Origin of the sequence: Streptococcus australis (assembly GCF_003943615.1) — a bacterium.
GTDB classification, from domain to species: Bacteria; Bacillota; Bacilli; order Lactobacillales; family Streptococcaceae; genus Streptococcus; species Streptococcus australis_C.
In genome coordinates, this window is sequence record NZ_RJPZ01000005.1 from 1 (window position 1) to 23,630 (window position 23,630).

Below are 23,630 nucleotides of genomic sequence, written 5' to 3' on the forward strand. Positions count from 1 at the left end.
GTCCATAATAGCTAAACCTAGATTAGATTTTCCTGAGGCGTTATCTCCATATATTACTGCAGTTCTAAGAATATTATTTTTTACTACGCTGTTATTAAACGAATAATTTCCAGATTTTAAGTCAAATTCAATTTTTGTTTCAAAATTTTTAAAGCCTTTTACTGTAAATTTTTGTAACATTTCAGCACCTCCTTTTTACCGTAAAAAAATTACGGATAATTTGATTATACGATAAATTTTCATTAAGTGCAAGACATGAACCCAATATATTAAAATTGGAATTGTAGCGTTACAATAGATGTGAGACTTCTAGAAGTCAAAAAGAAGATTCCCTGATATGATAAGAGTACCACCACTCACCAAAAAGGAATCTTCTCATGACTAGTATATCACAAAATCTTCGCTATCTACCACATACTCTAGAGACACGGTACCACGCTGTTAAAACCTACCGAAATGGTGCCTCTGTCGCCTTCATCTGACAACGCTACAAGGTCTCAAAATCCTCTCTCATGCGCTGGAACAACCGATTCGACGGCACAAAGAATCTCTGAAAGACCGCTCTCATCGCCCTCTAACACCGCATCCAAAAGCTCATACCAAGCAAGAGATAACCTGGATTAAAAACTGCATCAAAAGAAATCCAACGGCAACTCTCATCGAAATCTTTTACAAGCTCAAAAAACAATAAGGGATACAATAGGCATCCTTGCTCACTCTTTAGAATCTTGAGAAAACTGGACTTCTTCCAATCCTCTAAAACAAAGCAGAAGCCTTATGTACCGAAACCATATGACACTCCGACTAAACTCGGTATCAAGTGGCAGATGGATGTCAAATACGTACCGACTCACTGCTACACAGGTAAACTACCTGACAAGTTCTACCAGTATACTGTCATTGATGAGGCCAGCCGAGAACGTTTTATCTTCCCTTTCAAAGAGCAATCGTCCCACTCAACGATTCAATTTCTCAAAATGGCTATCAAACACTTTGGCTATAAACCAAAAATCATTCAAACAGATAATTGCTTCGAGTTCACTCATTTCAAAGAGACTAAACAAGTTCACCCACTTGATCTACTTTGTCAAGAACTTGGCATTGAACGCAAGCTGATTCGTCCTCGAACACCAAGGCATAATGGCAAGGTTGAACGCAGTCATAGAAATGACAATCGACGTTTCTACCAACACCTTACTTTCTTCTCTTATGACGATCTCATCAAGCAGATGAAAACATATCTTTATCGCTCCAAACAACTCCCTATGCAAACTTTAGGATGGAAATCTCCTATCGATAACAGAAAATCTTTACTAGGAGCTAGCTCCTAGTAAAGCTCACCAAATAGTTACTTCAAAATAACATTTATGGTCTCACATCATTGACAAAGGTACAAAGAAAAGAGCTGGTGGAACCCAACTCCTTAATAGCGAAATTTATCCCAACCATCGTCTGTCCGTTTGCGATAGTAGTACTCGGATAGGTCTGGGTCTTCCATCACTTCCAGCAGAGGAAGCATGTCGTAGGATAAGTCCAACTTTTCTAATTGGTCCTTCTCAACCCAAGAAACTTCTCCTTCTTCAGACGATCTTAGCTGGCCGGTGAATTCTGTTGCTTTGTAGCAAAAGACAATATAGCGAGTTCCATCCTCCAACTGCCAGTTTTTCACAGCTGCTAGCTGGGGATTGGAGATCGTTAGGCCGGTTTCTTCTTTAATCTCTCGGATGACAGACTCAACCAGACTCTCACTTTCTTCAATGTGGCCTCCTGGAAAAGCATAGCCGGACCAGTGATTTTTTTCAGGTGACCGGTATTGGAGGACCACCTTATTCGATGTACAGTCTTCAATCAGACATAGATTTGTTAGAATGGTAGATGTTGCGCGTGACATAGAAACCTTTCTTCTCATTATATTTTTAATCTGTCTCTATCTTATCTTTTTTCATAATAAAGGGATTGAAACTCCTTTATACCTTTGCTTTGATTTTTCGGCATGCTACTGTCCCTTAAGGGAAAACAACAGCGAAAGTTTAAAAAATACTCTCTATTGGTTGCCATTAACTGTATTAACCGGAACTTGTACATGCAAATAAGATAGTTGAAAATAAGAAATGAGAATAAAATACCGTCTTCATTTCTACTTTTCCCAAATACTCTAGTACCAGATTCATAGCGAAAGGCATTACAACTCCATGATGAAAGGATTAACTAGCTTATGATACACAGATCTATAGACACTCCATAAGCCAATGCCATGTTCGTAAGAGCCGTGATCAATAATCACGTAGTTCCCTTCCATTCTTGCGTTGTGATAAATTGGTGGGATTATTGTATTAGGTGACATAGATATTGACATGTTTAACATGAACCCAAAAACAAAAGCAAAATAAAACTAAAAATCAATGAGAAAACATGACTCGATTCCGTTCCTCTCTTTTTATAAAAGTTGGTCCAAAAATGGCAAAATAATACGAAGACCAGAGAGTCAAACCATAAACTGCAGAGAATCGGAATAAAGGATAGACCAAAAACTACTAATAGTAATTCAATGACGAAAAAAACTAAAGAGAATAAATAAAACTTTTTAAAACCATTTAACTGCTTAAGCATAGAGAAGACTCCTTATAGAGAAATGCTATAACTAATCCTATTATAAAGCGAATCCATAACTAGGTCAATGTGCATTGAATGGATACCTTCATTTGAGATTTTTTACTTCCATTTCTGGTGGGTTGCAAATCTCAAGGGACAAAAAATCCACATTCAGGCTTGAAAGTGGAGTTCTTGCCTTAAATAATGATCAATAGAATATGAACACCCAATCGTATCCAATGATCAACGAGAGGCGCTTCTGGATCACTTTTTTTGCTATCTAAGTATAGGCTAAGAGATAACAAAAGCAAAGCAAGAGCAATAACCATTTTAAGCGATAGCATCATACCGCCAATAGCCAGATCCGCTAGAAAGCCGAAAAATGGCAAAGGGCTAAATAAAAATGCCAAAAATCTGAAATAGAACATAAACAAAGAGAGAATCAATAGGCCGTAAACAATCAAATAAGTAAAAATAGAAACCCTTTGACCTTCTCTTTTCATTTTTGAAATTGAAGAAATGACATAGATTATATAGATAAATAGCAACATATTGGATCATCCCTATTTTTTATATTATATTGATAGTTTAACTAAATCCTATTCAAAACACAACTAAAGACACTAACTTATAAGAAGAAACTGACTTTTCATCAGAGTTTCTTCACTTCTACTGCTACCTTTTGGAGATGCTGTTCACGGACGCTAGCTGTATTCACATCCCGGCCGACTTCTCCCAAAATACAGACACGCTTGGTTTTAATTCCACAATGGTTCAGGACTGCATTTTTCAAAACAGAAATGCCGTAACTATCAGGGATATTGAGAGGGCCTGAGAAAATCTTGTACCACCAGGTAGGGGCCATGGAAGTCGCATAAATACTGGCTGTTTTCCCTTTAAGCAACTTCTTGAATTGTTTGCCTCTGAGATAATTCCAGATAAAGCTACCCTGATCATTGGCTGAGTAGGCAATCCCCGGTGTAAAGACCCGATCAATCCAACCTTTCAGGAGGCTAGGCATACTACTCCACCAGATGGGATAGACAAAGATCAGGTGATCCGCCCACTGGATCAATTCTTGAGAACGAAGGATAAAGGGATCTTCCTCCATTCGTTTTCGATAACCATAACGTAAAACAGGATCAAAATCTTCTTCATTGAGACTAATAGTATTAATCTCATGATGACTTGTGTCCAAATTGCTTACAATTGTTTGAAAAATCGCTTGGCAGTAACTTTCCTTATCAGGGTGCCCATGGATGACTAAAATCTTCATTCGTATTCTCCCTCAAGTCTTTTTTTGTTCTATTTCTTTCACTCTCTATACTTGATTAATTGATAATGGCTCAAAGATTGATAGATACGTCCTTTAGGAATTTTTATTTGAAGAACATATCATCCGCAATTCCTTAACAGGTTTTCCAAGTTCAAGTATTTTTTCTTGGCCATCAAAAGTAAAACCCATTTTTTGATAGAAAGCAATGGCTCGCTTATTATCTTTCAATACCCATAAATAAATTTCAGAGAAATGATCAAGAGTCCTCAAAGCTTCCTTCATTAACTTCTGAGCAATACCTTTTCCATAATAGTCTTTTAAGACATATAAAGCAATAATTTCACCAGCTTGAACAGCCTCATCACGAAAGTTTCCATAACTGATAAAACCAACTACCTTCTTTCCATCCATCGCAATCAAGGTATTTTCTGGATAGTTTTGACTAAAGAAACGACATCTATCTAATGTCATTGTCTCCTGAAATTCTGCAGGCAAAAGGTCGTCATAAGCCTCTCTCCACGTTTGCCAATGAACGAGGGACTTGCCTTCTATCTCTTCCGGTGTTTCCATTGCTTTAATGATAATCTTCATTCGTTTTATCCCACCTAATCCAAAGCCTTGACTTCTAACATCATATCGCGGATTTGCGCTGCCAATTCGAAATCAAGCACTTCGACGGCTTCTTGCATTTGACCTTGCAGTTTCTTGACCAGTTCCTTGCGCTCTTGGCGGTTGAGGCTGGTGATATCCACTTCCTTGTCTTCTTCCTTGGCCACAGCCTTGGTAACAGAAATCAGGTCACGGATTTCCTTCTTGATGGTTTGTGGTACAATACCATGCTCTTCATTATAGGCCATCTGAATCTGACGACGACGAGCTGTTTCATCGATGGCTTTTTGCATAGACTGGGTCATGGTGTCCGCATACATGATGACGTGACCCTCACTATTACGAGCTGCACGACCAATGGTCTGGATCAGACCACGTTCATTACGGAGGAAACCTTCCTTGTCCGCGTCTAGAATGGCTACCAGACTGACTTCAGGTACGTCAATCCCTTCGCGAAGAAGGTTGATACCAACCAAGACATCAAAAACTCCCAAACGCAAATCACGGATAATTTCTGTCCGCTCCAAGGTCTTAATGTCCGAGTGCATGTATTTGACCTTGACACCCATTTCCTTGAAGTAGTCGGTCAAGTCTTCTGCCATCTTCTTGGTCAGGGTCGTGACAAAGGTCCGCTCTCCACGTTCCACACGCGCGTTGATCTCACCCAAGAGATCGTCCATTTGTCCCATGGTTGGGCGTACTTCCACCTCGGGATCCAGGAGGCCGGTCGGACGAATGATCTGCTCGATCACGGTATCGGTTTGTTCCATCTCGTAGTCACCTGGTGTCGCTGACACATAGACGATCTGATGGACATGGCTTTCAAACTCCTCACGACGCAGAGGCCGGTTATCCAAGGCAGACGGCAAACGGAAGCCATAATTGACCAGCATCTCCTTGCGCGATCGGTCTCCATTGTACATACCCTTGATCTGTCCCATGGTCATGTGGCTTTCGTCAATCATGATGAGGAAATCTTCTGGAAAGAAGTCCAGAAGGGTGTACGGCGGCTCTCCTTCACTCCGTCCATCCATGTGACGGGAGTAGTTCTCCACCCCATTGGTGTAGCCCATCTCTCGCAACATTTCAATATCGTACTCGGTCCGTTGCTTCAGGCGTTGGGCTTCCAAGAGCTTGCCTTCTTTTTCAAAGACCTTTAACTGCTCTTCTAATTCAGCCTGAATCTTGGCAATGGCCACTTCCATATGGTCGTCATTGGTCACAAAGTGAGTAGCTGGGAAAATCGCCAAGTGGTCCACTTCTCCGAGAACTTGACCTGTTAGAGCTTCAACCTCACGGATGCGGTCAATCTCATCCCCGAAAAATTCAACTCGAAAGGCATGCTCATCACGAGAGGCTGGGAAAATCTCCACCACATCCCCACGGACACGGAATTTCCCCCGTTGAAAGTCGATGTCATTGCGCTCAAACTGGATATCCACCAAGTCGTTCAGCAATTTATCACGAGAGATTTCCAGACCTGGACGCAGGCTCACTACGCTATCCGAGTATTCTTTGGGAGAACCCAACCCATAGATACATGAAACAGACGCAACTACAATGACGTCGTTGCGCTCTAAGAGTGCTGAGGTTGCTGAGTGACGAAGCTTGTCAATCTCATCATTGACCGAGCTATCTTTTTCGATGTAGGTATCGCTCGATGGCACATAAGCTTCAGGCTGGTAGTAATCGTAGTAAGAGACGAAATACTCGACAGCATTCTCTGGGAAAAATTCCTTGAACTCCCCATAGAGCTGACCAGCTAGCGTTTTATTGTGTGCGATGACTAGGGTCGGTTTATTGACCTGAGCAATGACCTGGCTCATGGTATAGGTCTTCCCCGTACCAGTTGCCCCCATCAAGATTTGGGCCTTCTCGCCTCCCTCGATGTTATCTACCAACTGCTCGATGGCCTGCGGTTGATCTCCAGACGGTTGGTATTTGGATACAAGTTTAAATTTGTTATCTGTAATTCGATTAATCATCTCTTTGTCCTCACATATATAGACCTTATTTTACCATAAATCACTAGAATTCTCTGAGATGAGGAATGAAGATGGAAGACAACATGTTACAAAATGATACGTTAAATCGGGATATGTCCGAATTACAACACCATTAATTGGACACACTTTAGCATGAAAACTAAACAAGACTCTCGCAATTACTTCGAAAGTCTTGTCTTTTATTCTAAAACCATGAAATACGTAATAAACATCAATGTTATTGATTTACAAAATTAGCAAGGTTTGCTCATCAGTATCATTTTTATTTATTACTTAACTTCTTGATTCCTTACCAAGAGGTAGAGAGTTGCTCCAAGTGAACACACAAATCCAATAACGTAAGTACAGAGTTGCAGATAGGAAGTTCTCCCTAATATTGTATCCGCAACAATATTATAAAATAGGTAACTAGTCAATGGTTCCATTACTCTTTCTATGAATGGTTGTACCAAAATAGGTAATAGCAACAAAATAGCTAAACTTCCCATTGGACTTTTGAAAAAATAACTTAAAAAGTAAGAAATCAAAAAGTATTGGATGGAGCCAATCAAAAAGAAACAGAAAATTTCTAAACTGACACCATTTTCGCTCCTAAAAAAATGAAACCATATAAGCAGTACAATGTAATTTAAGGTTGATTGTAGTAATACATCAAACAACTCTATGAATAGGATCCTAATTGAACTTAAGATCCTTTTTCCACTTACCAAGTAAACTAGTTTTGTTTCGTGTGATTGTAACTCAACAAATGCATTAACACATCCAATACCAACAGAAAGCATTGATGCAAAAACAAGAGCTTGCTTTAAAGATAATTCTACAATTGCACCATTAATTGCAACTGGTAACACACTCAATAGACACACAAAACCTATTAAAAGAGACTGTATGGCTATCTGGTACTTTACGGGTTTTAAACTATATTTTTTGACGATAAGACTTCTAAATAGACTTGCCATTCTTCCTCCCCATTCGAATCTTTTCTACAACAATTATTAATACCAAGAACAAGATCCCTTCAACCACTAAAAGAGTAAATCCATACAATTGACTCGTTTGAGTCCCTTCAATTCTGCCAAAAGCAAATGATTTTGCTCCAATCAAAGGCAATAGATTCTCTAATTTCGAGGAAATTCCTCTTAAAATACCTGACAAAGTGATGACTAATAATAAAACGATTGCAATTAATGAAGACATTGATTTTTTTGTTAGTCTTATTAAAAATATAGCTAATAAAGTGAGAACAATCGCAAATATCATAACTCTTATCGTGACATCTAAAAACATTGTAAATTCTAAATAGTTCTTTAAAGTTGAATCTAGAAAAATGAGTAAAAGAACAGCATTTACTATAGATAAGATTAAAGTGGAAAGTAACGATAGGACAATCGAACTAGCAATAAAACCAGTAAGACCAACTTTCCAGTTAGGAATCAATAACTGAGTAAAATTATCATCACCAAATTGGTAATGGGTTGAATAGACAAGGGAAACCAAGATTGGTAAAAAAATAACACTTGCTTGGTACGGTGAGGATAAGAGGGCATCCCTGACTGTATAGACTGGATTCGACGATAACATAGACGGATCAAGGTTAACTGCTTGGCCATTTCCTTCTACTAAGGCATTTATCACCTGGATATTTTGAATTGTAAAAAATATGCTGACTCCCAAAATAAGAAGAGAAGTGAATTTAAAAGTAGGTAAACTACTATATTTATAGAGATCACTAAAAAAGGAACGCTTTAACATATTATTCACCCTCTTTCCCTTCGAGCGCTTTAAAATATGCTTCCTCAAAAGATCCAAACTGTTTCAAAATATCTTTTGTAGGAGCATCAAGAACAATTTTTCCATTAGAAATACCAACCAAATGATCTACAGTTAATTCTAACTCACTCATATAATGACTTGTCATTAAGACAGTTTTACCTTCATTGACAAAAGATTTTAAAAAATTGCGTACCCAGCGTATACCCTCTGGATCTAGTCCATTGATTGGTTCATCTAAAATTAAGATATCAGGATTTGCTAATAAGGCTGTTGCTAAACCAAGACGTTGCTTCATTCCTAATGAATAGTCTTTTACTTTTTTATGTTTAGCTTCACTTAACCCCACCAACTCTAAGCATTCCTTGCACCTATTTCTATCAACGCCACATGCTAATCCAATCCACCGAAGATGCTGGAATCCTGTTCTTGTTGGGTAAGGTTGGCAACTGTCGAGGAATGATCCAACAATACCAAAAGGATTATCTCCCAATTGAGAGTATTTTTTGCCATCGATCAATGCCATCCCCATTTGACTATTTTCTAAACCAAGTAAAATTCTAATTAAAGTTGATTTTCCAGATCCATTCGGTCCAATCAATCCAGTAATCTCACCTTTCTTAGCTTTGAAAGACACGTTTTGAAGGACAATTTTGTTATTATATTCCTTATGTAGATTTTGAATTGTTATCATTCATTATATTTCCTTTCTGACTTTTAGTGAAATTTCACCTTCACTTGGAGCCAGTATAACAGGAGAAAATCAGGAAATTCTCAGAATAATTATTTTTTTCATTTTCAACAAATTGCATTCTATATTTGCTATAATATGCTCATATAATTGGAGGAACTATGAGATATAAAATTTTAGCCATTGACGATGATGAAAAAATCTTACGATTAATAGCAAATACATTAAAAGTGAACAACTTTGATGTCGAAACTCGTAAGAATATAGAGGAGATTAATATCTGTGACTTTACTGGATTCGATCTAATTTTACTTGACGTCATGATGCCTATTTCTGGTTTAGAAATTTGTCGTTCCATTCGTTCTCAAATTACTACTCCAATCCTATTTCTCACCGCTAAAGATTTTGAAGAAGATTTACTAAAAGGAATACAAGCCGGAGCCGATGATTACATCACAAAACCATTCAGCATTAAAGAATTGATTGCAAGAATTCAAATGCATCTTCGTAGAGAAGAAAGATCTCACGATTCCTCTAAAGAAGAAATGAATGCAGATATAACTTTTTATCGAGATCGTCAAGAAGTTTATTATCAATCAAAGAGAATATCGCTAACTAAGCGAGAGTTTGATTTACTTTATCTTTTAGCCAAAAATGAAAACAGAGTATTTAGCATAGAAGAACTTTACAATTATCTTTATCCTGTAAGCTCTGATGCTCAACTACGGTCAATCACCGAATACATCTATCAAATTAGACAAAAATTTAAAATTCATCAAATCGATCCAATCAAAACAGTATGGGGAGGAGGATACAAATGGCAAAAGAATTGACAATCAAGCAACTCATTAAGCGTACCTACCTTACAATCATTTGGCAATTTCTTCTATGTTTGATACTTTTTTACATAGTTCCAGCTCTTCTATCTTCTGTATCTGGAATTAATGAGAAAAATGCCAATCGCTTTGCTTTATTTTTTAGCGTCAGTTCTTGGATTTATCTTTGCATCATTTTAATTGTTATCATTGTAATCAATATTAGACAATTATTAACCAAGATTCAAAAAGAAATGAACATGGTTTATCATAGCAGTCTATATTTCAACAAAAATGACAATCCGCCTTTACAGATTAAAGAATTTATTGAAACAAATGATCTGATCGAAAAAATGCAATCTGATATAAAACATAGAATTCAAAATGAAAAAGATCAAAAAAAAGAACTCATGTTTCAAGTATCTAGCGCCGCACATGACCTTCGTAGCCCTCTAACTGTCATCAGAGGAAATGCTGAATTCTTACAATCCACCGAGCAAACACCTCAAGCAATGGAATGTCTAAAAGATCTTGAGCAAGCAAGTATTCAGTTAAACGATTATTTTAATCACTTTATCCAATACTCCAAAACCTTTTACGACCATGATATCCAACTTGAAAACATATCAATTAAACAAGTAACTCATCAATTAAAAGAACATATCACTCCTTTACTCCCCAGAAATACACATTTTGTTTTTTCAAATACAGTAACCCCATCGACACAAATTGCAATTCATTCCAATCTATTTTTCCGAGCCATCACAAATATTATTAATAATGCTGTACAACATCAAAAAGAAAATGATGCACAAATCCACCTAACAATTTCACAAGAAAATAGTCAATTATTTCTAACTATATGGAATAACCAATCAAGTTTTTCAAAAAATATATTAGAACATGCTGGAAATCTTTTCTATAAAGATGACCAAGCAAGAACACCCTCTCAAGAAAGTCACTATGGACTTGGTTTATCTTTCGTGAAACGCGTCATGAAACTTCATAATGGAACGATGCATTTAGAAAATATTAATAATGGTGCACAAGTCAAGCTAATTATTCCCATTATATAGAACAAGCCGAACTCAGCAATATGTGTTCGGCTTTTCTTTATTTATAATTGATAAAAAAACAGGCTCAAGAGCCTGTCTTTGTTTTTATCATCATGTCCTATCAGCCATTTCACATTTGTTCTTTAATAACTCTCTCCCTTCTTTCCCCTAAGCGATAAACGATCACTATAGACAATAGAAGAACAAAAGTGGTGATGATCGATCCTTCTGCACCAAATGCCCCTCCGGTCAGCCAGTCAGATCCTGATCCCATGGTAAAGCTAAGTATTGAGGCATCTGCCCCCGTCCCACTGACTTGAAAACCAAGAAGATTTCCTTGTACATAGTTCCAAGTCCCGTGTTGGGCGACCACCAGCCAGATGCTATCGGTGTAGATAAGGAGCAGACCAGCTAGTACCCCATCAAGAACAATATTCACTACGGATAAGAAGGTCACTCCTGAATTTCCCAGATGGAGAAAGCCAAAGAGACTACTAGAAATCGCGATCGCTAAGGGAAGATTCGCTCTTGCTGCAATCCGAGTGAGGAGCCAACCCCGTGTCGCTACTTCTTCCGTTCCTCCTTGAAGGAGCCAAAATGGAAATAACCCTAGAATAAAGAGGATGGGTTCTAAACTTAATTCATTTAGCTCAAAAGACCCGATTCCACTTACTTGGTAGACAAGGGCAATCACTCCCATTTGAAGAAGGGAAAGCAAAATCCCCCAGCCAAGATATTTGAGCCAGTTCTTTTTTACAAAACCTAGAGACGATAAAGGATTCTTCTCAATGAACTTCACCCAAAAAATAAAGAGTAACAGAATAAATACAAAACTGAAGAGCTGATAATAGAGGATATAATGGTAAAAGAACTCTTGAACACTTGCTCCTCCATTACCTGGTGAAAAGAGCTCTGTTAAAAACTCTATGACTAGAGAAAATGGTCCTACAAACTCACTCCCAAACCAAAGCCCACCTTCAACAAAGAGGAAGGTTAAAAAGACATAAAATAGCGTAGAAACAAATGCTGATATGGACGTGTTAGTTTTTATATCCTGAATAATCTTTCCTTTCTTCATCAGTAACCTCCATTATTTAATAGATCCATTGTAACAAAGAAAACCTGGGACTGCAACACCAATATATGTTAGAAAACCTAACATGAAGTGGTGAAGATTCTTGTTTTTAAGATTGATTTATGATATAATAGTTCTTGTAAAAAATAAATGATGAAATTCATACTCGTTTTCAGTATGAATTCTTTATTTTTTTGAGCCCTTTTGGGTATCCCTTCCATTGCTCTTCTCGAGACCAGTGGATTAGATATAAAGGAGAACGAAATGAAGAAAAAACTAGTAGCATGTTTGCTTTTCTTATTTCCACTATTCGCCTTTGCGAGTCCAGCACAGGCTGAAACTGTAAAAGTCGTTTTCGATACGGCATATGCGCCCTTCGAATTCAAAGACTCAGACCAAATTTATAAAGGAATTGACGTTGAAATCTTGGATAAGGTCGCTGAAATCAACGGCTGGACCTTAGAAAAGTCTTTCCCAGGCTTTGATGCGGCCGTCAACATGGTTCAATCTGGCCAAGCCGATGCTATTATGGCAGGGATGACCAAAACCAAGGAACGTGAACAAGTCTTTGCTATGTCCGATACCTACTATGATACAAAAGTCGTGATCGCAACTAAGAAAGCTAATAAAACCACTTCCTATGATCAACTTAAAGGCAAAACAGTCGGAGTCAAAAATGGAACAGCAGCCCAACGTTTCCTTCAAAAGAACAAGGACAAGTACGGATATACTATCAAGATCTTCGATACCAGTGATTTGATGAATAACAGTTTATCAACCGGTGCAGTGGATGCTATTATGGATGACCAACCTGTTATCGAATATGCTATTAAGCAAGGACAAGACCTTTCTATTAATATGGAAGGAGAAGCTGTCGGAAGCTTTGCCTTTGGGGTCAAAAAAGGTGGTTCTCACGAAAAACTCATCAAACAGTTCAATACTGCTCTTGCCCAAATGAAGAAAGATGGTACGCTAGATCAAATTATTGAAAAATGGACTGGTAGCAGCCAATCATCATCTACAGCAACAACTACCGCTAGCACTACTGCTGTTCCAGAGACAACTACAGAAGCAGGTCAAAAGGCCACTCCTAAGAAGAAAACTTACAAAATTTCAAGTGATTCCTCCTTTGCTCCCTTCGTCTTCCAAAACGATCAAAGCAAATACACTGGGATCGATATGGAATTGATTAAGGCAATCGCCAAAGACCAAGGCTTTACACTAGAAATTAGCAACCCTGGTTTTGATGCTGCCGTCAGTGATGTTCAGAATGGTAATGCCGATGGAATGATTGCTGGGATGACCGTTACAGATGCACGTAAGGCGACTTTCGACTTCTCAGATCCTTACTACACAACTAATTCGATCCTAGCTGTTCAAGACAGTAGTAAGATTTCTTCTTACGAAGACCTAAAAGGCAAAATAGTCGGTGTCAAAAATGGTACAGCTTCTCAAACCTTCCTCGAGGAAAACAAGAGCAAGTATGGCTATAAGATCAAAACCTTCTCAGATGGTGCTTCTATGTACGACAGCTTAAACTCTGGTTCTGTAGCTGCCATCATGGATGACGAACCGGTTATTAAATACGCCATCAAACAAGGACGTAAATTTAAAACGCCTATCGAAGGAACTCCAAGTGGGCAAATTGCCTTTGCTGTTCAAAAAGATTCCAACCCTGAATTGATTGAAATGTTTAACAACGGCTTGGCCAACTTAAAAGAAAGTGGCGAATACCAAAAGATCTTGGATAAGTACCTTTCAAGCGATAGCGAATCAACCACAGAATCTACTTCAGTAGATGAGACAACTATCTGGGGCTTGCTCCAAAACAACTACAAACAATTGTTAAGTGGATTAGGTGTCACTATTGCACTAGCCCTTCTATCCTTCGCGATCGCGATGGTGATTGGGATCATCTTTGGAATGTTTAGTGTTAGTCCCTATAAATGGCTTCGTTGGACTGCTGAGATCTTTGTCGATGTCATCCGCGGTATTCCACTAATGATCCTCGCTGCCTTTATCTTCTGGGGAATTCCTAATTTGATCGAGTCCATGACTGGCCACCAATCCCCAATCAATGACTTCCTTGCAGGTACCATCGCTCTCTCCCTCAATGCTGCTGCTTATATAGCTGAGATTGTTCGTGGAGGTATTCAAGCGGTTCCTGCTGGTCAGATGGAAGCCAGTCGAAGCCTCGGAATCACTTACGGCAAGACCATGCGCAAAATCATCTTACCTCAAGCCACTAAACTCATGCTTCCAAACTTTGTCAACCAATTTGTCATTGCACTAAAAGATACGACCATCGTGTCAGCTATCGGTTTGGTCGAGCTCTTCCAGACTGGTAAGATTATCATCGCTCGAAACTACCAAAGTTTCAAGATGTATGCTATCCTTGCAGTCTTCTACCTGGTCATCATTACCTTATTAACACGCTTTGCAAAACAATTAGAAAAGAGGGCTAACTAATGGCTAAATTAAAAATTGATGTCCATGACCTCCACAAATACTACGGTGAAAATGAGGTCCTAAAAGGCATCTCAACAAAATTCTACGAAGGAGATGTGGTTTGTATTATCGGACCATCTGGTTCTGGTAAGTCTACCTTCCTACGCAGTCTCAATCTTCTTGAAGAAGTAACCAAGGGACAAATTACCGTGAACGGCTATGACCTTACTGATCCTAAAACTAATATTGATATCGTTCGTGAAAATGTCGGGATGGTCTTCCAGCACTTCAACCTCTTCCCTCATATGAGTGTCATCGAAAACATCATGTTCGCTCCCGTAGAGCACAAACGGATGAGTCGTGAAGAAGCTAGAGAACTAGCAATGGAACTCTTAGAAAAGGTTGGACTTGCGGACAAAGCAGATGTTTCCCCTGATAGCCTCTCCGGTGGTCAAAAACAGCGGGTAGCCATTGCGCGTGGTTTGGCAATGAAGCCAGATGTCATGCTCTTTGACGAACCAACCTCTGCCCTTGACCCCGAGATGGTCGGGGATGTACTGAACGTTATGAAAGACTTGGCTAAGCAAGGGATGACCATGATTATCGTCACCCATGAGATGGGATTTGCCCGCCAAGTGGCCAATCGTGTCATCTTTACCGCCGATGGGGAATTCCTCGAAGACGGGAAACCAGACCAAATCTTTGATAACCCACAACACCCACGATTGAAAGAATTCTTGGATAAAGTCTTAAACGTTTAATAGAAATTAAGAGGCTGGGACAAAAGTCCTAGCCTCTTAATTGTCTTTGGTTTGTCGAACAAGACGCAGTGGTTGAGTGGCCTCTACTACGCTAATTTCATCAGCTTTTACAGCCCTACTCAACTGTGCNGAGGTGGGACGACGAAATCGAATTCTAACGAATTACCGATTTCTGTCCCACTCTCTTTTTCTTCTTCAAAATATAAAAAATATTAAGAAATTTCATTTAAATAACTTGCTAAATGAAGCAAAAAACTATACCATAGTAGAGTGTCTTTTGACCAAATATGTGACTGAAGGATGATTATGAAAAAATTATTAGAAAAGGTTAGTATCCTTTCTTTATCTCTTGTATTAACGACGTCTTTTTCGATTTCTAGCGCTCTTCCTTATATGTTCGAATACTATAAGGATCTCCCCAAAAGTCAAATCGAACTCTTGGTATCTCTTCCATCCGCAGGGATTATGGTCACCCTCTTCCTAAACACCATTATCGAACGCTACTTGGATGAGAGGAAGATGATTATTACAGGACTCTTGATTCTCTCATTATTTGGCATGGTTCCTTTCTTTAACCAAGCCTATCCTATTCTTTTCATTTCTCGTTTCATTTTTGGGATGGGGGTCGGTTTGATCAACGCAAAAGCTATCTCTATTATCAGCGAACGCTACCAGGGACGTGAACGGATCCAAACTCTCGGATTTCGTGGTTCTGCTGAAGTCGTAGGGACAGCCCTGGTCACTTTATTGGTTGGCTTCCTCCTCCAATTCGGCTGGACTTCTAGCTTTTTAGCCTACGGGGCTGGATTAATCGTTCTGTTTCTCTTCATGGCCTGTGTCCCTTACCACCAGCAAGAAGAAAGCCAGCATACACAAGCCAAACATGAAGAACCACTCCAAAAAGAAGAATGGAAATTAACCATTATCTTGGCTATTGTTGCTGCTATGATTGTCCTATGTAATGTTGGAGTAACTCTTCGCATCCCAAGTATTGTCGCTTACACTTTCAAGGATCAGCACAACTCAGCCAGCTTTATCCTAAGTGCTATGCAATTGATTGGAATTCTAGCTGGTCTCACCTTCTCTGGGCTTGTTCATTTGTTTAAGAGCAAATTGATAACTTATGCTGGCATTGCTTACGGATTCTCAATGATGGCTGTAGCCCTTTCTCCAAGCATTCCTCTCCTAGCTATTTCCGCCCTTTTCTCTGGCTATACTTATAGCACTGCTCTCACCATGGTCTTCCAAATCTTGTCAGCCAAGATTCCTGCCAAACGATTAAACCAGGTGACCTCTGTAGCAGTCTTGGGTTGTAGCTTTGGAGCGGCCATTACACCTTTCGCCCTCAATACCATCGGTCTCATCTCCGACAGCAACGCTTTTATCTTTACTGTATTAGGTATTGCTATGGCACTTCTCGCCTTCTCTCTTCTCTATCTATTAAAAGATCATCATGAATAAGCAAAAAGAGGCTGGGACAAAAGTCCTAGCCTCTCAATTGTCTTTGGATTGTCGAGCAAGACGCAGTGGTTGAGTGGGCTCTACTACGCTGATTTTATCAGCTTTTACAGCCCTACTCAACTGTGCGGAGGTGGGACGACGAAATCGAATTCTAACGAATTACCGATTTCTGTCCCACTCTCTTTTTTGTCTTACTGATTCGAAAGTTGAGCAGTTTGCATCTGGTAATAGACACCTTTTAGCGCCATCAACTCCCTATGATTTCCATGTTCGACGATATTTCCATCCACCATAACCAGGATGAGGTCTGCCTTTTCAATGGTGGACAGGCGATGGGCGATTACAAAGCTGGTCCGCCCTACCATTAACTTATTAAAGGCATCCTGAATGAGCAACTCTGTCCGCGTATCAATGGAAGACGTTGCCTCATCTAATATCAGAATCTTAGGCACTGCAAGAAAGACCCGAGCAATGGTCAGAAGCTGTCTTTGTCCTTGAGATAAGGAATCTCCCGCATCAGCTAGATAGGTATCATAGCCATCTGGAAGTTGTTGAATAAAGAAATCAGCATTGGCAGCCTTAGCTGCTTGAATCACGTCTTCCCGACTAGCATCTGGTCGACCAAATGCTATATTTTCATGAACCGTTCCCACTTTGAGCCAAGTCTCTTGTAGGACCATTCCAAACTGCTTGCGGTAGCTTGCTAGGCTATAGGTATCTACAGCTTCTTGATCTAAGAGCAAGCGACCCTGATCTACATCATAAAATCGCATGAGAAGATTAATCATGGTTGATTTCCCAGCACCTGTTGGCCCAACAATGGCTACCTTACTAGCCGGCGGGATGGAAATGGAGAGATCCTTTATGAGGGGCTGGTCAGATCGATACCCAAAGCTGACATGATCAAATTGGACAGCTCCTTCGACAGCCTCTTCTTGCAAGTCTCTTTTTCCACTTTCTTTCACTTCCTCTTGGACCAATACACTATAGAGACGTTCCGCACAAGCTAGGGCGCTTTGCAATTCAGCAAGGACAGAGGAGATGTCATTAAAGGGTTTGGTGTACTGATTGACATAGTTGAGGAAGGTCACCAACTGGCCAACAGTGAAGCCAGTACCCGATAGGATACGGAAGGCACCAAATCCCGTCACAAGGGCATAGATCAGGGCATTAACAAAGCGTGTCGCAGGATTAACGGTAGAGGAATAAAAAATCGCCTCTTGAGAATAACCAGCATAGTCGCCATTGATTTCAATAAACTTGTCTTTAAACTGGTTTTGGGCATTGAAGGCTTGAAGCAAGCTTTCTTGACTGAGAGATTCTTCAATCATCTGGGTCTGAGAACCACGCGCCTGGGTCTGCATCCGAAAGAGATGGTAGGACCGCTTGGCAATAAAACGAGCGATAAATAGAGATAAGGGGGTCAAAATCAAGACCATACCCATCATCATCAAATCCAATCGGGCCATACTAGCGATGGTCACTAGGATGGTTAAAAGACCAACAAAGAACTGATTAAAGACCATCAATAAACCATTATTAAGTTGTTCAACATCAGTGGTCAAACGACTGACCAAATCTCCAGTTCCTTGACGGTCCAGGTAAGATAGAGGAAGGACATGAACTTTCCGGATCACCTTCTCCCTCAAGGACTTACTATAGCGATAGATCAGCTGATTGTAAACCAAGGGATTCAACCATTGAATGAGACTTGCAAAGAGGATCACTAGACCCATTTGAAGGATAAGCGGCAACAAGAGATGACTAGCATCAGGGAGCACCACTATGTCCACTGCTCGACCAATCAGAATGGGGATATAGACGGTTAACAAGACTTGTAAAATGGTTCCTAGACTGGCCAAGATAAGCCAAATGGGCTGTCTGGCTATATCCGCAAGTAAGCGCCGTAAATAAGTCTTCTGTTTCATTCTGTCCCCTCCTCTTTCTTCTGTTGGGAGAAATGAATCTCTTGGTATAAAGGATTCGTTGACACCAGGTCTTCATGACTGCCTAAGCCGACCTGTTTACCTTTGTCTAAGACGAGAATTTGCTCAGCACTACGGAGACTATTGGTCCGCTGCGAGATGAGGATGAGACTTGTCTTCGACAACTCCTCTTTTAGAGCCTGTAAAAGTCGTGCTTCTGTCAAATAGTCCAAAGCTGAAGTGGAATCATCTAACACTAAAAATGGAGCTTGACGAAGGACAGCACGAGCAATGGTCAGACGTTGCCGTTGACCACCGGAAAAATTCCTTCCAAAAGCTTCTACGGGAGCCTCTAGTCCTCCTTCTTTCTCACAGACAAAATCAGCTGCTTGGGCAACTTCTAAGGCCCACCACAACTGCTCCTCACTTGGTTCTTTAGTTAATCCCAGTGTTAGGTTCGAACGAATGCTACCTTTAAAAAGCTCTGCATTTTGAGGAACCACTGCCACCCAGTTACGCCACTGACCAAGAGTCTTTGGGCTCTGTCCATCTTTAAAAATGGTTAGACTTCCTTGACTCGGGTCATAAAGATGTCCTAGCAATTGAACCAGGGTAGATTTCCCAGACCCTGTCCCCCCAATGATTCCCAAGGTTTGTCCCTTTTTTAATGATAAATGAATACCTTCTAAGGACGGTTTTGCCGCTAAAGGATAGGTAAAGATTAAATCTTGGATCTGGAGAGCCAGTTGAGGATTTGAAGCAGCTACCTCATCCAACTCTTGATCCAGATCTTCACTTTTCTCATCAAAGACTTGGACAATCCGCCCAGCAGCAATATAGCTTTGGTTGAGTGAGGTCACCAACATGGCTAACTTCAATAATTCTGTTAAGATTTGAAGCAAGTAATTGACCAAGGCGACCAACATTCCTTGGCTAAGCGTTCCCATTTGAATGGAGGCTTGTCCCTGCCAAAGAATACAAATCAAGGTTCCATTCACGACTAAGAAGGTTAGAGGACTAATCAAACTAGACCATTTGGATACTATTAATTGCCAGTTGGTATAGTCTTGGTTGACCTCATAAAACTCTGCTTCTTCATGAGCTACCTGTCCAAAAGCTCGGATAACCCTCATCCCTTGTAACTGCTGACGCGTGATTGTAACCATTCGGTCCGTTATCTTCTTGATGCGTGCATAAAGAGGATTAACCACACGCGACATAACGACAATGATCAGGGTCAATAGGGCAACCATTCCAATAAACCACAAGGTCAGTTGTGGACTAATGGTAAAAGCCATAAAAATAGAGCCAAAAACGACAATCGGCGCTCGGAGAAATAGACGTAAAAATAGATTAATCCCTGTTTGAATTTGATAGGTATCACTGGTTAGTCGCGTCACGAGGCTTGAGGTGGTTAGGCGATCCCTCTGCTCCTTAGACAAGCTGAGAATTTTCTCATACAAATCATTGGTCAATTCCTTAGTATAACCAACGGCTGCCTTTGATGAATAATATTGGGCCGTTATCGCTACAAGAACGCCAAAACCAGCAAAAACAAATAAGAGACCAACCACCCCAAGCATTCCAGCTTGGTCTTGACGAGGAATCAGCTGATCGACAAGATGAGCAATTAAAAGTGGAACCAGTAATTCAAAGATTGCTTCCAACAACTTGAAAAACGGTCCCAGTATGGTTTCTTTTTTATAATTCCTGAAGTATTTCAATAAGTCTTTCATACTACTCGTTTGTCTTTCTATAGGATTAACTTATTTTACCATAATTTTTAAAGATAAAAAAAATCTCCCTGCAAAGCAGAGAGAGTGTAAACGTAGACAAGTGCTCATTTATAAAAATCTATTAACTTCAATAAAGATAAATAACTTTATTGGTTAGGGTTATTCAGTCATCTACTGAAACTTTCCGCCGTGAGAAAAGTGCTAGAAACAATATTGTTTCTAGCACTCGGAATTATTGAGACCTCAGGCTCAATAATTAGTCATGGAACTTCATAGAAGTTCGCTGACGTCCGTTCTCGCCTAAGGAAAGTTTCTAAGATGACTTTGTCTTCAATCTTATTCTTCTAAACACATAGAAAATTCGTTTAGTTCTTGTCCCATTTAATCTTGTTTAGACAAATGAAGGTTAGGAATATTATTCCATCTTTGTCCCCTTATTTAAAATATTGCCCATTTTTCCTAGTCCCATCAGTAAGAGAGGGAAAGTGATAAGTGTTATAAGTCCTAGCCCAAGAAAAACAGCTACAAATCCACAAGTATCGATAAACCAACCAGTCAGTGGGAAGATAACGATCATGGATAGACTAAACATCATCGAATTGATACTAAGCATGGTTGCTCGAACACTAGATGGTAAATAGCCTTGTAAATCATTGTAGTAAATGGGTTGATAAACCGCGTATAGGGCATTGGTTAGAAGATAAACACTCAGATAGGCCAATGGAGTCTTCAAACCTACCAAAAACAAGGCCAGACCTGTCAGTGCAACTAAAATTGGAAAGACTTGATTGCTATTCCATTTTTTTCCGATTTGACTAGCCAGATAAACCGCTAGAAGATTTAAGAGACTACCAACAAGCATGATGAGCGATACTTGCCAACTGGCTAGGTCACTTATTTTCTGTTGGTAGTAAAAATAAAACATACACATGATGGTTCCTACCAGCTGAAAGGTGAACATCCAGTAAAACAAGACTGGTTTCTCCTGCCATTCTTGTTTCACTACCACCAATATCCGTTTTAAGGCTAAGTGATTTCTTTCACCACTCTTGCTCTCTGGCTCTTTCATTAGAAAAATCAAGAGAATGGATAGCGATGAAAGGCCAATAGCAATCAAGTAAGTCCAAGCCAATGCTCCGTGAATAAAGAAGCCTGCCACCACTGTCCCTAAAGTTCGGGTGACTTCAGCCACACCAGACAAGAAGCTAGAAATCTGAAGATAATGGTCCTTTTTACCCGCTTCTACAGCTGAATCATATAAGAAAGCCGTACTGGTCCCCGAATCAAAATTGTAGGACCAAGCATTGACCATCATCGCAATCGCATATATCCAAAAATTCCCTTGACCAAACAAAATCAAGATAGAAGACACAATACTAGCCAAGCGTGCCAAATAAAGATTGTTCTTGTAGCTAAACCGATCGGCCAACATACCAGATGGGATCTCACACAAGAGACTTGTCCCATGGAAGATACTTTCTAATAGACCGATTTGAAGTAAGGAAAGACCATTCTGAATGAAAAATAAAATCCAAAAACTAGTGATTCCAAAATAAGATGTGAATTCCAGTCCTGCTAGGAGTGGAATATTGCCTTTGTAAGTTCTTTTAAACATTGTTTTCTCTCTTTCAATATGTAGGATGATTGTTTCTAAAAGACTTACCTAGAGTTGCCTACATTTCCTCCACCTCTTTCATTTAAAGTAAAAACGCCAACTGGCGTTTTTATAGTTATTATGGTTTGATACGGTGCAACATACGTGGGAATGGAATAGCTTCACGGATGTGTTTAGTTCCAGCTGCGAAGGTGACCATCCGCTCAATACCAATACCAAATCCACCGTGTGGTACGGTACCGTATTTACGAAGGTCAAGGTAGAATTCGTATTCTGTACGATCCATACCAAGTGATTCCATCTTAGCGACAAGGGCATCGTAGTCTTCCTCACGCATTGAACCACCGATGATTTCTCCGTAACCTTCTGGTGCAAGCAAATCTGCACAAAGCACGCGATCTGGGTTCCCAGGAACTGGTTTCATGTAGAAGGCCTTGATGTCTGCTGGGTAGTTAATCACAAAGGTTGGTACACCAAAGTGGTTTGAAATCCAAGTTTCGTGTGGTGAACCGAAATCATCTCCATGCTCAAGATGTTCGTAGTCAGCATCTTCGTCATTCTCATGCTCTTGCAAGAGATCAATGGCTTCATCGTAAGTAATACGTTTGAACGGCTCAGCAATGTAGCGTTTCAAGAGCTCTGTATCACGCTCCAAGGTTTCCAAGGCTTGAGGAGCACGATCTAGAACACCTTGAAGCAACGCTTTAACATAAGCTTCTTGCAAGTCAAGTGACTCGTCGTGTGTCAAGTATGAATACTCCGCATCCATCATCCAGAACTCTGTCAAGTGACGGCGAGTCTTAGATTTCTCTGCACGGAATACTGGACCAAAGTCAAAGACGCGACCAAGGGCCATAGCTCCAGCTTCAAGGTAAAGCTGACCAGATTGGCTCAAGTATGCTGGTGTACCAAAGTAGTCTGTTTCGAAAAGTTCTGTAGAATCTTCAGCTGCATTTCCTGAAAGGATTGGGCTATCAAATTTCATGAAGCCGTTCTTGTCAAAGAACTCATAAGTTGCATAGATAATAGCGTTACGGATTTGCATAACAGCGACTTGTTTGCGTGAACGCAACCACAAGTGGCGGTTATCCATCAAGAAGTCTGTTCCGTGCTCTTTTGGAGTGATTGGGTAATCTTGAGATTCACCGATGACTTCAATGTCTGTAATATCGAGCTCATAACCAAATTTAGAACGCTCGTCTTCTTTGACAATCCCAGTCACAAAGACAGACGTTTCCTGGCTCAAGCGTTTGATGGTATCAAATTTTTCAAGCCCCACTTCTTCCCCAAATTTTTCGATAAAGTTTGGTTTGAAAGCTACACCTTGGAAGAAGGCAGTCCCGTCACGCAATTGCAAGAAGGCAATTTTCCCTTTTCCTGATTTATTCGCCACCCAAGCACCGATAGTCACTTCTTGACCGACATAGTCTTTTACTTCGATGATGGTAATCCGTTTTGTCATAATACATCTTCCTTTTCTCATTGTACTTGTCCGAAGACATGGTCACCTTTCATTTTACCACAAATAAGAGCCGATAGCTATCTCTCACAATCTAAAAATCCGGCTTTTTTAACGAAAACAGACTTTTTTTAAAAAAAGTAAATCAACTTTCTCAAATTCTTGAACCGATTTAAATATTTCATCCTATATTTTGATTATTCAAAGGAAAATCTTGCAAGTTTACCCCTTTATAGCAGACATTTTGGGAAGGAAACAATGGGGCTAAGACCCGTGTACCTGTGAAAAAAGGAAGCACATTTCTTTCTGTTGATTACTTATAAGTCAATAAAGAAG

The 23,630-nt window shown here is 39.9% G+C and carries 18 protein-coding genes and 2 pseudogenes; 6 read left to right on the plus strand and 14 right to left on the minus strand.

Going from position 1 to position 23,630, the window contains the following annotated elements; all coding sequences use genetic code 11:
• Positions 1–180 (minus strand): annotated as a pseudogene (locus tag D8785_RS06325) (AAA family ATPase); the annotation flags it as partial.
• 197 nt (positions 181–377) lie between these two features.
• Between D8785_RS06325 and D8785_RS06330 the strand changes: the two are divergent.
• Positions 378–1,331: pseudogene (locus D8785_RS06330) on the plus strand (DDE-type integrase/transposase/recombinase).
• Between the two features lie 92 nt (positions 1,332–1,423).
• On the opposite strand, the gene D8785_RS06335 reads toward D8785_RS06330, so the two are convergent.
• The 8 genes from D8785_RS06335 to D8785_RS06370 form a co-directional block, all read right to left on the minus strand.
• A complete protein-coding gene (locus D8785_RS06335; RefSeq protein ID WP_185759631.1) occupies positions 1,424–1,891 on the minus strand; it encodes an 8-oxo-dGTP diphosphatase in 468 nt (155 codons plus the stop codon).
• An 898-nt stretch (positions 1,892–2,789) separates the two neighbouring features.
• Positions 2,790–3,143 (minus strand): diacylglyceryl transferase, encoded by a 354-nt coding sequence (locus D8785_RS06340; protein WP_125374849.1) that lies wholly within the window; start codon positions 3,141–3,143, stop codon positions 2,790–2,792.
• A gap of 101 nt (positions 3,144–3,244) precedes the next feature.
• A complete protein-coding gene (locus D8785_RS06345) occupies positions 3,245–3,868 on the minus strand; it encodes an NAD(P)H-dependent oxidoreductase (RefSeq protein WP_125374850.1) in 624 nt (207 codons plus the stop codon).
• 93 nt (positions 3,869–3,961) lie between these two features.
• Positions 3,962–4,459 carry a GNAT family N-acetyltransferase gene (locus D8785_RS06350; protein ID WP_125374851.1) on the minus strand — a complete coding sequence of 166 codons (498 nt, stop codon included), beginning with the start codon at positions 4,457–4,459 and terminating at the stop codon, positions 3,962–3,964.
• Positions 4,460–4,473: 14 nt separating this feature from the next.
• On the minus strand, positions 4,474–6,462 hold the full coding sequence (gene uvrB / locus D8785_RS06355) for an excinuclease ABC subunit UvrB (protein ID WP_125374852.1): 1,989 nt from the start codon (positions 6,460–6,462) through the stop codon (positions 4,474–4,476).
• 290 nt (positions 6,463–6,752) lie between these two features.
• Positions 6,753–7,442 carry a hypothetical protein gene (locus D8785_RS06360; protein WP_125374853.1) on the minus strand — a complete coding sequence of 230 codons (690 nt, stop codon included), beginning with the start codon at positions 7,440–7,442 and terminating at the stop codon, positions 6,753–6,755.
• Positions 7,426–8,235, minus strand: coding sequence for a hypothetical protein (locus tag D8785_RS06365; RefSeq protein ID WP_023026880.1), 810 nt, complete (start codon positions 8,233–8,235; stop codon positions 7,426–7,428). Before D8785_RS06365 ends, D8785_RS06360 begins: the two co-directional genes overlap by 17 nt.
• A gap of 1 nt (position 8,236) precedes the next feature.
• Positions 8,237–8,947, minus strand: coding sequence for an ABC transporter ATP-binding protein (locus tag D8785_RS06370; protein ID WP_125374854.1), 711 nt, complete (start codon positions 8,945–8,947; stop codon positions 8,237–8,239).
• A gap of 158 nt (positions 8,948–9,105) precedes the next feature.
• Here D8785_RS06370 and D8785_RS06375 point away from each other — a divergent pair, with 158 nt between their 5' ends.
• Positions 9,106–9,777 (plus strand): response regulator transcription factor, encoded by a 672-nt coding sequence (locus D8785_RS06375; protein WP_125374855.1) that lies wholly within the window; start codon positions 9,106–9,108, stop codon positions 9,775–9,777.
• Entirely contained in the window at positions 9,762–10,835 is a 1,074-nt protein-coding gene (locus tag D8785_RS06380) for a sensor histidine kinase (protein WP_125374856.1), read from the plus strand. The genes D8785_RS06375 and D8785_RS06380 overlap by 16 nt, the downstream gene beginning before the upstream one ends.
• Before the next feature lie 109 nt (positions 10,836–10,944).
• Here the strand turns inward: D8785_RS06380 and D8785_RS06385 are convergent, their stop codons facing one another.
• Positions 10,945–11,892 (minus strand): CPBP family intramembrane glutamic endopeptidase, encoded by a 948-nt coding sequence (locus tag D8785_RS06385; protein ID WP_125374857.1) that lies wholly within the window; start codon positions 11,890–11,892, stop codon positions 10,945–10,947.
• A gap of 261 nt (positions 11,893–12,153) precedes the next feature.
• Here D8785_RS06385 and D8785_RS06390 point away from each other — a divergent pair, with 261 nt between their 5' ends.
• From D8785_RS06390 to D8785_RS06405, 3 genes are all read left to right on the plus strand, one after another.
• A complete protein-coding gene (locus tag D8785_RS06390; RefSeq protein WP_125374858.1) occupies positions 12,154–14,358 on the plus strand; it encodes an ABC transporter substrate-binding protein/permease in 2,205 nt (734 codons plus the stop codon).
• Complete coding sequence (locus tag D8785_RS06395) at positions 14,358–15,098, plus strand: amino acid ABC transporter ATP-binding protein (protein WP_006596259.1); 741 nt, start codon at positions 14,358–14,360, stop codon at positions 15,096–15,098. The genes D8785_RS06390 and D8785_RS06395 overlap by 1 nt, the downstream gene beginning before the upstream one ends.
• A 306-nt stretch (positions 15,099–15,404) precedes the next feature.
• Entirely contained in the window at positions 15,405–16,559 is a 1,155-nt protein-coding gene (locus D8785_RS06405) for an MFS transporter (protein ID WP_125374859.1), read from the plus strand.
• 191 nt (positions 16,560–16,750) lie between these two features.
• Here the strand turns inward: D8785_RS06405 and D8785_RS06420 are convergent, their stop codons facing one another.
• The 4 genes from D8785_RS06420 to asnS all read right to left on the minus strand — a co-directional run bounded on the left by D8785_RS06420 (position 16,751) and on the right by asnS (position 23,297).
• Entirely contained in the window at positions 16,751–18,487 is a 1,737-nt protein-coding gene (locus D8785_RS06420; protein WP_125374860.1) for an ABC transporter ATP-binding protein, read from the minus strand.
• Positions 18,484–20,220 (minus strand): ABC transporter ATP-binding protein, encoded by a 1,737-nt coding sequence (locus D8785_RS06425; protein ID WP_125374861.1) that lies wholly within the window; start codon positions 20,218–20,220, stop codon positions 18,484–18,486. The genes D8785_RS06420 and D8785_RS06425 overlap by 4 nt, the downstream gene beginning before the upstream one ends.
• Positions 20,221–20,635: 415 nt before the next feature.
• Positions 20,636–21,835 carry an MFS transporter gene (locus D8785_RS06430; RefSeq protein WP_125374862.1) on the minus strand — a complete coding sequence of 400 codons (1,200 nt, stop codon included), beginning with the start codon at positions 21,833–21,835 and terminating at the stop codon, positions 20,636–20,638.
• 118 nt (positions 21,836–21,953) lie between these two features.
• Positions 21,954–23,297, minus strand: a complete 1,344-nt coding sequence (gene asnS / locus D8785_RS06435; RefSeq protein WP_037616614.1) for an asparagine--tRNA ligase — start codon at positions 23,295–23,297, stop codon at positions 21,954–21,956.
• Positions 23,298–23,630 lie beyond the last annotated feature (333 nt).

What these genes read in the sequence shown, in the direction of transcription:
- D8785_RS06360 (WP_125374853.1), bottom strand. Translation starts at nt 7,442, where the DNA reads ATGGCAAGTCTATTTAGAAGTCTTATCGTCAAAAAATATAGTTTAAAA.
- D8785_RS06385 (WP_125374857.1), bottom strand. Translation starts at nt 11,892, where the DNA reads ATGAAGAAAGGAAAGATTATTCAGGATATAAAAACTAACACGTCCATA.
- D8785_RS06350 (WP_125374851.1), bottom strand. Translation starts at nt 4,459, where the DNA reads ATGAAGATTATCATTAAAGCAATGGAAACACCGGAAGAGATAGAAGGC.
- D8785_RS06375 (WP_125374855.1), top strand. Translation starts at nt 9,106, where the DNA reads ATGAGATATAAAATTTTAGCCATTGACGATGATGAAAAAATCTTACGA.
- uvrB (WP_125374852.1), bottom strand. Translation starts at nt 6,462, where the DNA reads ATGATTAATCGAATTACAGATAACAAATTTAAACTTGTATCCAAATAC.
- D8785_RS06420 (WP_125374860.1), bottom strand. Translation starts at nt 18,487, where the DNA reads ATGAAACAGAAGACTTATTTACGGCGCTTACTTGCGGATATAGCCAGA.
- D8785_RS06345 (WP_125374850.1), bottom strand. Translation starts at nt 3,868, where the DNA reads ATGAAGATTTTAGTCATCCATGGGCACCCTGATAAGGAAAGTTACTGC.
- D8785_RS06405 (WP_125374859.1), top strand. Translation starts at nt 15,405, where the DNA reads ATGAAAAAATTATTAGAAAAGGTTAGTATCCTTTCTTTATCTCTTGTA.
- D8785_RS06425 (WP_125374861.1), bottom strand. Translation starts at nt 20,220, where the DNA reads ATGAAAGACTTATTGAAATACTTCAGGAATTATAAAAAAGAAACCATA.
- D8785_RS06370 (WP_125374854.1), bottom strand. Translation starts at nt 8,947, where the DNA reads ATGATAACAATTCAAAATCTACATAAGGAATATAATAACAAAATTGTC.
- asnS (WP_037616614.1), bottom strand. Translation starts at nt 23,297, where the DNA reads ATGACAAAACGGATTACCATCATCGAAGTAAAAGACTATGTCGGTCAA.
- D8785_RS06335 (WP_185759631.1), bottom strand. Translation starts at nt 1,891, where the DNA reads ATGTCACGCGCAACATCTACCATTCTAACAAATCTATGTCTGATTGAA.
- D8785_RS06340 (WP_125374849.1), bottom strand. Translation starts at nt 3,143, where the DNA reads ATGTTGCTATTTATCTATATAATCTATGTCATTTCTTCAATTTCAAAA.
- D8785_RS06365 (WP_023026880.1), bottom strand. Translation starts at nt 8,235, where the DNA reads ATGTTAAAGCGTTCCTTTTTTAGTGATCTCTATAAATATAGTAGTTTA.
- D8785_RS06380 (WP_125374856.1), top strand. Translation starts at nt 9,762, where the DNA reads ATGGCAAAAGAATTGACAATCAAGCAACTCATTAAGCGTACCTACCTT.
- D8785_RS06395 (WP_006596259.1), top strand. Translation starts at nt 14,358, where the DNA reads ATGGCTAAATTAAAAATTGATGTCCATGACCTCCACAAATACTACGGT.
- D8785_RS06430 (WP_125374862.1), bottom strand. Translation starts at nt 21,835, where the DNA reads ATGTTTAAAAGAACTTACAAAGGCAATATTCCACTCCTAGCAGGACTG.
- D8785_RS06390 (WP_125374858.1), top strand. Translation starts at nt 12,154, where the DNA reads ATGAAGAAAAAACTAGTAGCATGTTTGCTTTTCTTATTTCCACTATTC.